12 protein-coding genes are annotated in these 13,996 nt (G+C 43.4%); 5 read left to right on the top strand and 7 right to left on the bottom strand.

Annotated elements, in window-relative coordinates; translation table 11 throughout:
- On the bottom strand, positions 1-1,284 hold the full coding sequence (locus PGH26_RS10480) for a GTPase (RefSeq protein WP_323691042.1): 1,284 nt from the start codon (positions 1,282-1,284) through the stop codon (positions 1-3).
- A gap of 166 nt (positions 1,285-1,450) precedes the next feature.
- On the opposite strand from PGH26_RS10480, the gene PGH26_RS10475 reads away from it, so the two are divergent.
- Positions 1,451-2,737 carry a purine/pyrimidine permease gene (locus PGH26_RS10475; protein ID WP_323691041.1) on the top strand — a complete coding sequence of 429 codons (1,287 nt, stop codon included), beginning with the start codon at positions 1,451-1,453 and terminating at the stop codon, positions 2,735-2,737.
- A gap of 82 nt (positions 2,738-2,819) precedes the next feature.
- Positions 2,820-4,013 (top strand): NAD(P)/FAD-dependent oxidoreductase, encoded by a 1,194-nt coding sequence (locus PGH26_RS10470; RefSeq protein WP_323691040.1) that lies wholly within the window; start codon positions 2,820-2,822, stop codon positions 4,011-4,013.
- Between the two features lie 58 nt (positions 4,014-4,071).
- On the opposite strand, the gene ypfJ is transcribed toward PGH26_RS10470, so the two are convergent.
- Positions 4,072-4,914, bottom strand: coding sequence for a KPN_02809 family neutral zinc metallopeptidase (gene ypfJ, locus PGH26_RS10465; protein WP_323691039.1), 843 nt, complete (start codon positions 4,912-4,914; stop codon positions 4,072-4,074).
- A gap of 230 nt (positions 4,915-5,144) precedes the next feature.
- On the opposite strand from ypfJ, the gene PGH26_RS10460 reads away from it, so the two are divergent.
- On the top strand, positions 5,145-5,768 hold the full coding sequence (locus PGH26_RS10460) for an SIMPL domain-containing protein (protein WP_323691038.1): 624 nt from the start codon (positions 5,145-5,147) through the stop codon (positions 5,766-5,768).
- 162 nt (positions 5,769-5,930) lie between these two features.
- The gene (cyoE, locus tag PGH26_RS10455; RefSeq protein WP_323691037.1) at positions 5,931-6,845 is read left to right on the top strand and encodes a heme o synthase; all 915 of its coding nucleotides are present in this window, start codon (positions 5,931-5,933) and stop codon (positions 6,843-6,845) included.
- Positions 6,846-6,915: 70 nt separating this feature from the next.
- Here cyoE and PGH26_RS10450 read toward each other — a convergent pair whose 3' ends face one another.
- From PGH26_RS10450 to PGH26_RS10435, 4 genes are all read right to left on the bottom strand, one after another.
- Complete coding sequence (locus PGH26_RS10450; protein ID WP_323691036.1) at positions 6,916-7,485, bottom strand: SLOG family protein; 570 nt, start codon at positions 7,483-7,485, stop codon at positions 6,916-6,918.
- A 16-nt stretch (positions 7,486-7,501) separates the two neighbouring features.
- Entirely contained in the window at positions 7,502-9,454 is a 1,953-nt protein-coding gene (locus tag PGH26_RS10445) for a translation factor GTPase family protein (RefSeq protein WP_323691035.1), read from the bottom strand.
- Between the two features lie 80 nt (positions 9,455-9,534).
- Entirely contained in the window at positions 9,535-9,870 is a 336-nt protein-coding gene (locus PGH26_RS10440; RefSeq protein WP_323691033.1) for a DUF5658 family protein, read from the bottom strand.
- Between the two features lie 193 nt (positions 9,871-10,063).
- The gene (locus PGH26_RS10435; protein ID WP_323691032.1) at positions 10,064-10,927 is read right to left on the bottom strand and encodes a YitT family protein; all 864 of its coding nucleotides are present in this window, start codon (positions 10,925-10,927) and stop codon (positions 10,064-10,066) included.
- A gap of 268 nt (positions 10,928-11,195) precedes the next feature.
- Here PGH26_RS10435 and nhaC point away from each other — a divergent pair, with 268 nt between their 5' ends.
- Positions 11,196-12,626 carry a Na+/H+ antiporter NhaC gene (nhaC, locus tag PGH26_RS10430; protein WP_323693514.1) on the top strand — a complete coding sequence of 477 codons (1,431 nt, stop codon included), beginning with the start codon at positions 11,196-11,198 and terminating at the stop codon, positions 12,624-12,626.
- 57 nt (positions 12,627-12,683) lie between these two features.
- Here the strand turns inward: nhaC and PGH26_RS10425 are convergent, their stop codons facing one another.
- Positions 12,684-13,925, bottom strand: coding sequence for an HTH domain-containing protein (locus tag PGH26_RS10425; protein ID WP_323691031.1), 1,242 nt, complete (start codon positions 13,923-13,925; stop codon positions 12,684-12,686).
- Positions 13,926-13,996 lie beyond the last annotated feature (71 nt).

The following is a 13,996-nucleotide window of genomic DNA, read 5'->3' as shown; positions in this document are numbered from 1 at the left end:
CTACTCGATCATATCTTCTTCATATTCGGTACGTGCCTTTTTTACAATCGCTTTTAACTCTTTTTCATCAGCTCCGCTTAAAAAGTAAGCAACAGCGGCTTTTCCAATTGCATACGTACCGCCGCTTGCAATACTCGCGCTAATCGCAGAACCTGCCCCTGGAATGACAAGGTTTGCAAACTTACTTCCTTGCTGGGCAATCATGCGCAGCGTAAAACCGGTTGCACCAATCCCGCCTAAAGAAACAAGAACTTCCCGTGCGGTTTTAAAGTCCAGTTCACGTCCTGAAAGGTAAGCGATAATCATTAGTAAAATAGACTGCAATGCCAATAAAACAGCGATGTCTGTCGCAATTAGGGGACTCAATGCGACTGTTCCGGCTAATGCAGTGAAGACTTTTATGAAACGATGGGCAATTCGTTCAGAAATGGTGTTCAGTCGAATCGATAACCCTAGATGAATGGCTGCCCGAACGTCCAGGCTGTCTTCTAAAAAATCGATGAGTTCCTCAATTCCATACCGTCCATCAAATTCAATTGCGCGGTTAGTGTCTTCATCATCCGACCATTCAATATATGAAGAAACGGGCAGAAACGCAGACGCTTCCAAGTTATGCTGTTCAAAAATTCGTTTCAGCTGTTCTGTTTTATCAGTGATCAATTGAACTTTTGCGGATGGATAGTTTCCAGGTTCTTTCACGCGGGAGGGATTCAAATCATCCACTTGGGTGATGACGGCAACCAGTGGAAGCCCTTCTGCTGCCTTTTTCATAATCTTTTTAGTGACCGCCACGTCTTTATCGATATGTGCCCGTTCCGTTGCCTTTTGTAAAAACAGAACAGCATCCGGCTTGAATGATTGAATGACATCTTTTAATGTATCCTCAGCTTTCGTATCGAACGTTTCCGATTCACCAATTCCTCGAGTGTCAATTACTTCAAAGTACACATGTCCATCTGCTTCATAGGCGTACCGCTTTGCCTCTTTCGTGCCGATCTCCACTTCACTCACTTCAGCTAGATACCGGCCGCTCAGAGCATTAATAAGACTGCTTTTTCCGACACCTGTTCTCCCGACTAATACAAAACGCGGAGGGCGTGGATTTTTGAGTCCTTCCAGCAGGTTTTGCAGTTCGTCATCGTCCATCATGATTTCCATCATTTTCTTCCGTTGTTTTTCGGAAATTAAATTACCGGGCAGTTTTGTAAATAGCTCTTCAATATAGTTAGATAAATTTCCGATATGCTGAAGCCGCTGACGCATTTCGTCAAATTGGGATCCCATGAGCAACCATCCTCTCTCGATCGTTCTATACCTATCTTGTACCCATAACAGCTGCGCTTTAAGCGGTCAGGTCATATGGCTATATAAAGTGTACCGAACATAATGATAAATTGCATGGTATACTGATAAACGAAAAATTCGAGCGGAATTATTGGAGGAATTATAGATGAAACAACTGGCAGGAGGCATACAATGGGCTGTATTTTTAATGGCATCTTCAATTGCTGCACCCATTGCGATTGCTCATGTATTCGGCATGGATTCAGGGGATACCGCTCTGTTCTTGCAACGGACTATCTTTGTATTAGGTGTTGCTTGTCTTTTGCAAGCATTTCTGGGGCACAAATTGCCAATCAATGAAGGACCAGCCGGTTTATGGTGGGGTATTTTCGTTGTCTACGCAGGAATGGTCGGCGTGTTTTACAGTACTCCTCACGATGCGCTGCAAGCACTTCAAAGCGGTATGCTTTACAGTGGAGTATTATTCATTATTCTCGCAGCAGCAGGTGTCATTACGAAAATGAAAAAATTGTTTACACCCGCAATTACTTTTACGTATTTAATGTTGCTCATATTGCAATTGAGCGGAACGTTTATCAAAGGCATGGCGGGCGTGGAAACTGCAGAAGACGTAATTGACCTGCGAGTTGCAGCGGGAAGTTTACTCGTGTTAATCCTCACATTTGTTGCGATGGGGAACAAAAGAGAATGGGTTTCCAAATACGCCGTATTGTTATCCATTGTTGCAGGATGGGGGATTTTTGCAGTGATTGGAAGGGCACCCCGTGTTGAAATGGGAACAGGTCAAATTATTGAACTGCCAAAAATGTTTGTCTATGGACCGCCAGTTTGGGATGGTGGAGTTGCGGTGACAGCGGTATTCATAACTCTATTGTTAATTGCGAATATGCTGGCATCCATCCGTGTAATGGAAAACTTGCTTAAACAGAAGTTTTCCATGCAAGTAGAAGATCGTGTGCGGCAAGGCTCATTTGTATCAGGTATTAACCATTTATTATCCGGTGTTTTTTCAGCCATTGGTCCAGTACCGATTTCAGGCGCTGCAGGTTTTGTTTCAACAACGGGCATGGCCACGATGCTGCCGTTCATCGTCGGAAGTGCTCTGATTGTTGTAATAACGTTTTTCCCAGCAATTATGGCTGTATTTGCAGCACTGCCCGCACCAGTTGCGTATGCCGTTACGTTTGCAATTTTTACGAAGATGGTATCTATGGCGTTTTCAGAATTGGACGAGGACGAAGAGAAAGAACGCGCGAGAAAAGCAGTTGCCATTGGGTTAATGACTGGCGTAGGAATTATGTTTGTTCCTTCCGCGAGCTTTGCGCAATTGCCTGCAGTTCTGGCTTCTGTACTATCTAATGGGTTAATCACAGGAACGGTTGTCGCAATTATCATAGAGCAATTGTCCTTGCGGAAAAAAACACAAAACTAAATCATTTTCTTTCCTGGTTTGCGACAGCTCTATTAAAGGGAATAGTCGATAGAGATGAACGTGATACGAGAGGAAGATAGCTATGAAACTGACAACAGGACAAACGTATTGGGATAAAACAGCGGCACCAGCTGCTCATTTTCCACTACTGAATGAAAATCATACCACAGAAATTTTGATAATAGGCGGAGGCATGTCCGGGACATTAGCAGCCTGTAAATTGGCGGAATCCGGTAAGCGTGTAACTGTTATCGATCGTGCTGAAGTTGGAAGAGGGAGCAGTTCTGCAAATACGGGACTTCTTCAATATGCCAGTGATACGATGCTCTCAGAATTTGTAGATAGGATTGGTGAAGAGGATGCCGTTCTGTTCTACAAAATGTGTCTGGAATCGATGAATCAGTTAACAGAGATTGCATCTAAATTACCGGAAACGACCGGATATCGGTTACGTGATAGTATTTATTATGCTTCAACACAGAATGATGCGGATAAATTAAAAAGAGAATATGGCTTCTTAAATAAATACAATTTTCCAGCGGAGTATTTGAATCATACTCAGTTATTGGAGCAATATGAGATCGATAAACCGGCAGCCTTGAGAACATGGCACGATGCTGAAGTGAATCCTTATCAATTCATCCAAGCACTAACAGAGGAAAATTTGAAAATGGGTGTGACTTATTTTGAGCATACTTCAATAGACATGGATTCCTTGAACGATACATCGGTCTTAACAGAAACAGGCGCTCAGATTACCTTCGACTCATTAATCATTGCGACGGGGTACAGTAACCTGTACAGCGAACTGAATGGAAAAGCGCAGATCAATCAGACCTTTGCAATTGCGACAAAACCGATCAAAGGGGAGTTGTGGAAAGATAATGTCATGGTTTGGGAAACCAAAAAGCCATACTTATATTTCCGAACGGCCCCTGGCGGCAGAATGATTGCAGGAGGTCTAGACGAAGAATCGAGTGATTTGCACGATGATCCTGAATTGATTCAGCAAAAAGGCCAGGAAATTTTAGATGAAATAAAAGAAATGTTTCCAAAGCTGGATGTAGAGATTGACGATGCGTGGAATTCCTTATTTGGCATCTCTAAAGATGGACTGCCATTTATGGGAGCCTCGTCTCAACACGACAATGTCTATTACTTGCTTGGATTTGAAGGGAATGGAACTTGCTATTCAATGGCCGGTGCTGCAATTATTCAGGATTTACTGGATGAGAAGCCGAATCCATATGCACACATCGTCAGACCGAGTCGCTAAAAAAACGTTCGAACCAGTCCTTGGATTGACTGGTTCGAACGTTTTTTTAGTTTTCGATTCAGAAATTCAATCCTGCAAATGTATTGCCGCCTTCGATTGTTCCGGTTTCAAAGCCTTTATAAAACCAATCTTGGCGCTGTTTAGAAGTACCGTGTGTGAAGCTTTCCGGAACCACATATCCTTGAGAACGTTTTTGAATGGTATCGTCACCAACCGCGCTTGCTGCAGTCAAGGCTTCTTGCAAATCACCTTTTTCGAGTAAATCCATTTGTTTTGCCCGGCCTGCCCATACTCCCGCATAGTAATCGGCTTGTAATTCGAGTCTTACGGAGTACTTGTTATATTCTTCTTTGCTTAAACGGTTACGCAGTGCATTCATCTTATCACTTGTGCCAAGCTGTTTTTGTACGTGGTGCCCGACCTCGTGGGCAATAACGTAAGCCATCGCAAAGTCACCAGGGGCTTTGAAATTTGTTTTTAGTTCATCGTAAAAACTTAAATCGATATAAAGCTTTTCGTCACCTGGACAGTAGAAAGGTCCGACTGCTGAACTTGCGGATCCGCAAGCAGATTGGACGCTGCCCGTATACATGACCAATTTCGGGTCTTCATAAGTCATGCCTTCTTCGGCAAATACTTCAGACCATACATCTTCTGTGTCCGCAAGCACAACTGACACAAAGTCTGCCAGCTCGCGTTCTTCTGCTGTTTCTTCGTAGGGCTGGTTTTGAGTTGTGTCTCCTCCGGTTATCGAACCTAGCAATTCGGATGGATCACCGCCCAGGAACAAAACAACCAAGGCTATGACGACGGTGCCGATGCCGCCGCCGACAATAGCTGTACTGCCTTTACCTCTCCGATCTTCTACGTTTGTACTTTCTCTTCGTCCGCGCCATTTCATAAGCATAACTCCTTGTAGTCAATAATAAGTGCAGTAGTACTTATGCGTTCTATACCCAAAATTGAGGACAACGTATCCTGCACGATGAAAAAGCTTGTTGTGCGACCCGCTTTTCTTAAGTTTTTTTGCCAGTCAATTGTTTGAATGGGGAAATCGGATTGTACTATAGATGAATAAGATAGGAAGGCAGCGGGAACAGGTAAGCAAAGTCAACGAAAGGGTGAAGGCAAATGTGTGAGCAGCGTCAGACTATGATTGTTACGGGAAATGGAGCAATTCATGCCGAACCAGATCAAGGTACGATACAAATTGGAATTACGACACATGCAGAACAACTAACAGATGCTCAGGCAGAAAATACTGAACGTTCTAAGTCTGTAGTGGATCGGCTTACAGCACTCGGAATACAGCAGAGTGAAATTCAAACTTCTCATTTTTCAGTTTCTCCTCAATATGATTACATTGATGGACAGCAGCGTTTTCGTAATTACGAAGTCCAGCACCAGCTGCATGTGACTGTAAAAGATATTTCTAAGATTGGAGAAATCATCGATGCTGCAGTGCAGTCTAGTGCAACAGAAGTATCTGCCGTACAGTTCGGCATTTCAAATTCCTCAGAGCTTTATGAGCACGCGTTAAGTAAAGCTGTGCAAAATGCTCAAACACATGCAAAGGCGCTTGCGCATGAGGCAGAAGTAGTGCTTAATCAGGTACCTTTGCACATCCAAGAAGAGGCAGGAAATAGTGTGATGCCGTATCCAATTCAAATGGCAAAGATGAGTGCAGCTCCTGGAATTGAACCGGGGACATTAGAAATCCAAGCAACTGTCACAGTAACGTATAGTTATCGTTAAAAAATTGGAATATATTTCAAACCCCTTGAAGGCAGAGGGATTCTAGAGAAATGTCACATTTTCTTCATTTCAGGTCTTTCTGTTTGTGTCTGAATGATGATATAGTAGTATGAAGGAAATATGTCTTTAAACTTCTTATCATTCTTTAAAGGATGCGAACTTATGCAAAAAACAATGGAGCGAACGCACGAAAAAGAACAGCATGCGTCAACGCTTGCTAATGACTTGAAATATTTATTTAAAGGCCCCGTGCTAATTGCAAACATTCTTCCTGTCTTTGCAGGGTTCTGGCTTGCTATCTATTTCTATGGCGGCACATTTGCGGAATACATTTCACTTTTCTTCTTAACAATGGCAGGCAGTACCATGTTAATGGCTGGGGCACTTACGTTAAATAACTGGTATGAAGTGGACCTGGACCGAGTAATGGCGCGCACTCAAAAACGGCCGACTGTAACAGGGAATATATCTATGGAGACTATCCTGAAAATAGGGATCGGATTATCCGTATTAGGGGTGATCTTGTTATATGCCGCATCACCAAGCGCAGCGATCTATGGGTTTATAGGCTGGTTCACGTATGTCGTCCTCTATACAATGTGGTCAAAGCGGAAGTACACGCTCAATACCGTTATCGGGAGTGTATCCGGTGCAGTCACTCCACTGATCGGATGGGCAGCAGTGGGGCCGTCTTACCATATGGTACCGATTGTATTGGCAATTGTATTGTTCATTTGGCAGATGCCTCACACATTTGCAATTGCTATCAAGAAAGTGGATGAATACCGTGCAGCAGGCGTTGCAATGCTGCCGGTGGTCAAAGGTATCCCAATGACCAAGCGTCAGTCGATTGTCTATAGTGCATGTCTATTGCCGTTGCCGTTCTTCCTGGCAGCATTCGGCACAGGATTCATCTTGTTGGTTACAGCAATGAATATGGGTTTCATCTTACTGGCGATAGCTGGTTTGTTCATGAAAGATGATTACAAATGGGCACAGTGGATGTTTTTGTACTCGGTCAATTACATGACGATTTTCTTCATGTCCATGATTCTTATGACAACGTCAATTCTTTGAGATAACGATATAAAGGCAGAGTGCAAATGCGCTCTGCCTTTTGACTGTACAAAATTGGATCGTTTAAGGTTCAAAAATCCATAAAGGAATCTTGTTCTGCACGCTGGATATCTTCTGCAATCAGCTGCAAGTCATCCGCTGCTATCGTTAAGACCTCATAGGGTTGCTTTTCTGCATATTTTTCCGCCATCCGTTTCATGAATTTCGGTGAGCCGTCGTTTTCTTCATCGTAGACGACGAGCAAGCCATCCGAATTCCTAAGCAAGAACTTATCCCGCTCAATGAACTGCCACGGGGCTTCATATGGGCGATTCGTCAAACTTACTTGATAATCAGCTATAAGCTGAAGCTCTTCATAATCCAGCTTCTTCAGTTCATTCCAATTTTTATCCTGCTCTAAGAATGGTGTAATAAGGGCTAGCTGAAGGGTTGGATAAGCCTCTCTTAATTCATCGACAACTTGTCCAGCCCACGTCTCGCATCCGGGCTGGCCGCTGATGATAACCCATTCCAAACCATTTTCAACAAGTCCTGAAAGACGATCTGCCAATGCTCTTTTTATAATAGCAATCCCCGGATTTTTAGCATCAAAGATCCCGAGTTCATGGGGTTTATAGCCAGTAACAATCACTCGTTTCATAAAAAAACTCCCTTTCTTACTCCACATCACAATGCATGGCAGCTTTCGCTTCTTGCCAAGGGACTGCATATCCTTTTCCTTTCGCACAAAACACGGATGAAGACGAGTATTCTGGATCGGCAGATTTGTCGTACCCTATGGTCTCGATGATTTCTTCCGGGTTGTGACAAGGACCATACCCGTCTAACGTTAAAACAAGAACACCTTTCCCTCCAGTGTAGGAAGCAAATTCCGTACTGTAGTTCATGAAGGAGGCAACAGGAACGCGGCCAGTGACTGTAGTAGAGCTCCCAAACGTTTCAGGAGCATTGAAAATTCCATGGGCCGTTTGAATATCAGTCAATGCCCGTCCGATATGGTCGCTGTCGATTTTCATTTTAAAGGCATAGTACGGTTCAAGAAGAAGATTTTCAGCTTGCTCGAGCCCCTGCCGGAGTGCGCGGAAAAGTGATTCTCTGAAATCGCCGCCAGAAGTATGCTCGTTATGGGAGCGGCCCGTTACTAATGTAACGGTGATATCTGTCAGCGGAGAACCTGTTAAGAGTCCATGATGATCGCGTTCAAACAAATGTTTTTCTATGACACGCTGGTGACCGGGTGACAGAGCATCCGTATGACAGCGCGATTTAAAGTGAATGCCTGATCCCCGTTCGGCAGGTTCCATTTTGACATGAACTTCTGCATAATGTTTGAGCGGTTCGAAATGACCGTATCCCGTAACCGTTGAAGCAATCGTTTCTTTATAAAGAATCGCGGGAGTTCCAAATGTTACATTCATATTGAAACGTTCGTGCACAATATGTTCTAGGACTTCAAGTTGGATAACCCCCATCACACGGATTTCAATTTCCTGGCTATGTTCATTCCATATCGCATGTAACGTCGGATCTTCAGCATCGAGTATGCTGAACACATTCCACACATCTTTACTGGAATAGGCCGGATCATACTGGACCGCTGCTTTTAGTGCAGGAATAGAACTGAACTGGACCCGTCCGGTGTCAAGGCCGATCGTATCTCCGGATGAAGCATTCGAGAGACCCGTCACTGCTACCAAATCTCCAGCTTTTGCTTGTGAGACTGCTGTGAATTTAGTTCCGCTGTACACCCTGATTTGTGTAACTTTTTCTGCCAGGTTTCCCGCCGTCAATTCATCGCGGACTTTAAGAGTACCGCTAAGGACCTTTAGAAACGTAATGCGCTGTCCATTTTCATCATGGCGGATTTTATAGACAGATGCAGAGAAGGGTGCTGAAGTTTCACAAGACTCCGTTCGATTCGTAAGAGTGGCAAATTTAGAAAAGAAAGGCCCGATGCCGATGTCTTTCAATGCAGATCCTTGGCCGCACGGAAAAACTATCCCCTTCTGAACAAGCCCCTTCAGCGTTTCCATCCAAGATTCTTTATCATAGCCAGTCTCCAAATACCGATTGAGCAGTGTGTCATCACGCTCAGCTAGCCATTCTGCCAACTCTTCGGACATCGTATCGCCATGATCTATGAGACCTAAGTCAAAACAATCCATAGATAAGGAGTCGTGTAGTTCGCTCATAATTGCAGCAGCGTCGGCTGTTTCACGATCCATTTTATTGATGAATAAAAAAGTAGGGACTTGTGCTTCACGCAACAGCTGCCAAACCCTTTCTGTATGGCCTTGAACTCCGTCAACTGCACTGACTAAGACAATCGCAGCATCCATTACTTGAACCGCTCTTTCCATCTCGGGAGAGAAGTCAGCATGACCGGGTGTATCAATTAGTGTAAAGCAATTTCCTTCATAGTCGATTTCCGCCTGTTCTGCAAAGACCGTAATTCCCCGAGCACGTTCAATTGAATGATTATCCAAGAAAGCATCTTGATGATCTACACGGCCGCGTTCTCGAATTTGCTTCGTCAGGTAAAGAAGTTGTTCTGAAAATGTTGTTTTCCCTGCATCCACGTGCGCAAGAATTCCTATTGTTTGTTTCATCTATGTACCCGCCATTTCACTTAGTCGTTGTACTGACAGTATAGCACCAACACGAATTCAGTTGAAATACGGGGCGTCCCTTATGAGAATTGAAGCATCATCCAAAATATATGCACTCCAACTGCGACAGCGTAAAGACCTATCGTAAATTGAAGAAGCCATCGCACGATACGAGAGCGGTCGACTGCCGGCTCCAGTGCAAATAGACTGATTGGAAATCCAATCTTCATCAAATAAAACAAAAAAATACTGCTCCCATACACAAAACTTGCCATTGGATTGGCTTCCTTAATCAGTTCAAGGCGCAGTCCGAAATCTGTTGCAAATGCATCAAATACAGACAAGCTTAACAACATCAAAAGCAATTGTTTCATACTGAATAGAAATGTCCCATTCTTCTTTTGCACACGCTGCATTGTCAACTCTCCATTCCGGTAGTCTTTGCTGTTTGTCTTCAGCATGCATAGCGGAATGGATGTCTATACAACTTGTTGGAATTTAAATGCCTAGAACGTCAGTGGAATTTTTTCGAAAGGCACGGCGTACACCCAAAAAAGGGCTGTCCCATGGAGTCATACGAATGACATCCGAGGACAGCCCTTTTATTTATTAATGGATCGCTGACTTAAACCGTGAACCGTGAGTCTCCTGCGTATCCATAATGGTTGTAAACGCAGAAGGATCAATGTCGTGAACAATTTCTTTTAACTTTGTCAGCTCAAGACGTGTCACTACTACATATATGACGTCCTTTTCGTTATCACTATAACCGCCTTTTCCGTGAAGTTTTGTAACCGAGCGGCCTAAGCGCTTGCCGATCGCAGCTGCCATTTCTTCGAATTCATCCGAAACAATAATTGCTGCTTTTGTTTCATCAAACCCTTGAATCACCGCGTCTATCGCTTTAGCAGCTATGTAATAGGTCAAAATGGAGTACATCGCTTTTTCAGGACCGAGCACAAAACCCGCCCATCCGAAGATGAAGATATTAAGAAACATGACAAATTCTCCGACAGAATATGGCACTTTCTTTGTCAGCAATATTCCCAATATCTCGGTTCCGTCTAAAGCACCGCCATTACGAATGACAATCCCCACACCCGCACCGAGAAGTATTCCTCCAAAAGCTGTCGCAAGGAGTGGATCTGTCACAAAAGGACCGACCGCTTTCAATGGGAATTCTATGATTGCCAAAAAGACAATTGCAAAAGTGGAAGAGAGGAAAAAGTTTTTACCGATGTGCTTGTAGCCAAAAAATACAAAAGGTATGTTGAACAGCAGAATCAGAATACCGAAGGGGATGTCACTTAAATAATTAACAATCAGTGAAATCCCGATAATTCCACCATCAATGACTGAATTTGGAATTAAAAATAATTCCAAAGCAACTGCGGCTAAACCAGCACCAATTGCAATAAATAAATAACGGCGTACCAAGTGCCAGAATGACTCCTTTTTATGCTCCTTTTTCATGGGCAGTAACCACCTTTGTTCTATAGAATTGTACCCAGATCATTCTCAGTATCTGGGAAGGAGGGAGCTGAATCGTGTAAAATCATCCTGATTTATTCAGTATACCATTGTAACCGTTTCCAGAAAAACTATTGACAATGCAGAAAAGCGAGTTTATTATTCGATTAACGACTATTAAGCGACAGTTAGTGCTAGTCTGACATTTTACTGGGGGTGGTTCCAAGTGGAGCAAAGAAAAGTGAAAGAGAAACGGGAAATTAATTTTTGGATGGCGATACTGCCATTAGTCATTATGATTGGCGTAATGCTGGTCACAGTGGTCTGGCTCAAACAAGGCCCTCATATGCCGTTAATCGTTGGAACTTCAATAGCATCCCTTGTTGCTTGGAAATATGGATTCAACTGGAAAGAAATAGAGGAAATGATGTATAAGGGAATTCGTCTGGCACTTCCGGCAGTCGTCATTATAATGCTGGTAGGTCTTACGATTGGTGCCTGGATGGGTGGCGGAATTGTCGCTACTATGATTTTTTATGGTTTGAAGTTAATCACACCTGCTTGGTTCTTAGTAGCAATTATGATTATTTGTTCCATTGTATCACTCGCAATCGGAAGTTCCTGGTCTACGATGGCGACTATCGGTGTTGCTGGTATGGGAATCGGACTCAGTATGGGAATTCCAGCCGGTATGGTTGCTGGAGCCGTTATTTCAGGTGCTTATTTTGGGGATAAAATGTCACCGCTTTCAGACACGACAAACCTGGCATCCGGATTAACCGGTACAGATCTGTTTGACCATATTAAACACATGTTATATACAACAATACCAGCGCTGCTCATCGCATTTGGCGTGTTTACGGTGCTTGGAAGACGTTTTGCAAATGGTAATTTAGATATGGAAAAAATCGCACAAACTTCTAAAGTCATGAAAGAAAGTTTCTTAATCTCACCTTGGCTGTTACTCGTACCTTTAGCAGTCATTGTCATGGTGGCGCTGAAAGTTCCAGCTGTTCCAGCTTTGATAGTCGGGATTGTAATGGGCTTCTTAAGCCAGATCTTTATACAAGGCGGGTCAGTTACTGAAGCACTCGTTGCGTTACAAGAGGGATTTTCTATTAAAACAGGAAATAAGCTTGTCGACAATTTGTTTGACGGCGGCGGACTGGATTCGATGATGTATACCGTATCGATGACGATTGTGGCAATGACGTTTGGCGGAATATTAGAGTATTCAGGTATGCTGAAGGCAATCATGGATCAGCTCATGAAAGTTGTAAAATCGACATCATCGTTAATTATTTCAACGATTGGCGCGTGTTTCATGACGAACGCAACGTGTTCAGAACAGTACATTTCAATTGTCGTGCCTTCCCGTATGTTCAGTAAAGCGTATAAAGATAAGGGACTTAGTTCTAAAAACTTATCTCGTGCGCTGGAAGACGGAGGAACATTAACATCTGTGTTTATTCCGTGGAATACGTGCGGGGTCTTCATCCTCGGAACCCTTGGGGTCGGTGTGACAGAATATGGTCCATATGCGATTATCAACTTCGTTGTGCCGATTCTATCCATTATTTATGCGTTAACTGGATTCTCTATTGTGAAAATGACAGCAGAGGAAAAAGAACGTGTAGATGCTGAGGAAGAGAAAATACTTGGGGATTCAATGGAAGAAGAGCAAATACCCGTGCATTCGTAAAAATGTGAGGCTGTTCAGGAAATCAGACGAAATCTGATTTTCTGGACAGCCTTTTCTTCAATATACGGGAAAGTTCAGCTCATACACGGCACGCGGCCTGCCTTGGCGATACGTCATCTCTTCACCAACTGTGTTCGCATATGCACTCGTCAAAAGCTTTTTAATAGTTCTTTCTGCAGTTCTGCGGGAAACTCCAAGATGACTTGCTAAATCATTTGCAGTGAATTGGGTGGACTGCTGGCTTTGACCGAATGTTGCAAGCTTTGATAATACTGCTGGACTTAGCGCTGTTTTTTCAGCGATTTCAGTTAGGACTGGTTCAATCACTCGTAATTCAACCGTACTGCCTTCAGAATGCAGAAGACTATGCAATTCCTTTTTCTCGTCCAGCAAATAGAGACCCGAGTTTTGTTCAGTTTGCATGTAACGGAGGGCACTCATAGCGTTTTCCTTCGCCGATGTAAGTGTTCGGCCGCTTCCAAAAGCCAGCTGACCGCTCACAAGTTTAACAAGTTGATGAAATTCAGATAGGTGCACAGCTGTTTGAATAGCCCCCAGGGTTGTGTAAAACAAAATCCCTTCCTCGGAATGAATGCAGTGGGCCTGCAACAATTGTGAGAGCCGTTTATAACTGTCCTTCTCTTCAGTCTTCAGGTTGGAATCATCTAAAATACCGGCAGCTATCTTAGAAGTCTCGCTTTTTTGGAACAGTGCTTCTTGGCAAACCCGGTCAATCGTTTTAAGAAATGAGCTTTTCACACTGATCATTTTATGAACTGGTATTCCCAGCGCAGATAAGCGGTCATAGACAGCGTGCACACTTGTAATAGCGATATTGTCCGGATTTTCCGTATAGGCCGTTGCATGAAATTGAACCAGATCCTCCAATTCATAATCCTCTTCCAATTGATAAATCAAAGGCCGTTTTTCACCAGCTTTTATATCATCAAAAACGTTTTCTAAAACATTCCGATCACGGACATCTATCGATACTTTTTCTAAGTCTAAGCTTTGATGCAGTGAAATGGATAATAAGGTAGTCGTAATCTCAGTTTCGTCTTGTTTGAGATAGACCGCGGGAACAGGTATCGAAGCTAATACAGCAGTCGAAGCTACATAGGGAAGGGATCCTGAAAATAGAATCGCATCACAAGGAAGCAGTTTCTTCAATAGAGCAGGTGCTTCGCTTGGAACGCTATAAGGATACAAATCTACTATAATTTCACTGCGCTGTTCTGTGAAGTGCATGGCACGCTGGCAGAATTCCTCGGATCCGAAGATTGCTACTTTTGTTCTCATATTCAACCACCTTTTTAATTAGCGACTATTTAACGACAATGATACAATGAAATTAATAACTTGCCAAGCAG

The organism is Sporosarcina jeotgali, from assembly GCF_033304595.1.
Classification (GTDB): Bacteria; Bacillota; Bacilli; order Bacillales_A; family Planococcaceae; genus Sporosarcina; species Sporosarcina jeotgali.
The sequence above is the reverse complement of the archived record's forward strand: the minus strand, read 5'-3'. Positions and strand labels throughout refer to the sequence as shown.

What these genes read in the sequence shown, in the direction of transcription:
- PGH26_RS10460 (WP_323691038.1), top strand. Translation starts at nt 5,145, where the DNA reads ATGTGTGAGCAGCGTCAGACTATGATTGTTACGGGAAATGGAGCAATT.
- PGH26_RS10470 (WP_323691040.1), top strand. Translation starts at nt 2,820, where the DNA reads ATGAAACTGACAACAGGACAAACGTATTGGGATAAAACAGCGGCACCA.
- PGH26_RS10475 (WP_323691041.1), top strand. Translation starts at nt 1,451, where the DNA reads ATGAAACAACTGGCAGGAGGCATACAATGGGCTGTATTTTTAATGGCA.
- PGH26_RS10440 (WP_323691033.1), bottom strand. Translation starts at nt 9,870, where the DNA reads ATGCAGCGTGTGCAAAAGAAGAATGGGACATTTCTATTCAGTATGAAA.
- PGH26_RS10425 (WP_323691031.1), bottom strand. Translation starts at nt 13,925, where the DNA reads ATGAGAACAAAAGTAGCAATCTTCGGATCCGAGGAATTCTGCCAGCGT.
- nhaC (WP_323693514.1), top strand. Translation starts at nt 11,196, where the DNA reads ATGGCGATACTGCCATTAGTCATTATGATTGGCGTAATGCTGGTCACA.
- ypfJ (WP_323691039.1), bottom strand. Translation starts at nt 4,914, where the DNA reads ATGAAATGGCGCGGACGAAGAGAAAGTACAAACGTAGAAGATCGGAGA.
- PGH26_RS10445 (WP_323691035.1), bottom strand. Translation starts at nt 9,454, where the DNA reads ATGAAACAAACAATAGGAATTCTTGCGCACGTGGATGCAGGGAAAACA.
- cyoE (WP_323691037.1), top strand. Translation starts at nt 5,931, where the DNA reads ATGCAAAAAACAATGGAGCGAACGCACGAAAAAGAACAGCATGCGTCA.
- PGH26_RS10480 (WP_323691042.1), bottom strand. Translation starts at nt 1,284, where the DNA reads ATGGGATCCCAATTTGACGAAATGCGTCAGCGGCTTCAGCATATCGGA.
- PGH26_RS10450 (WP_323691036.1), bottom strand. Translation starts at nt 7,485, where the DNA reads ATGAAACGAGTGATTGTTACTGGCTATAAACCCCATGAACTCGGGATC.
- PGH26_RS10435 (WP_323691032.1), bottom strand. Translation starts at nt 10,927, where the DNA reads ATGAAAAAGGAGCATAAAAAGGAGTCATTCTGGCACTTGGTACGCCGT.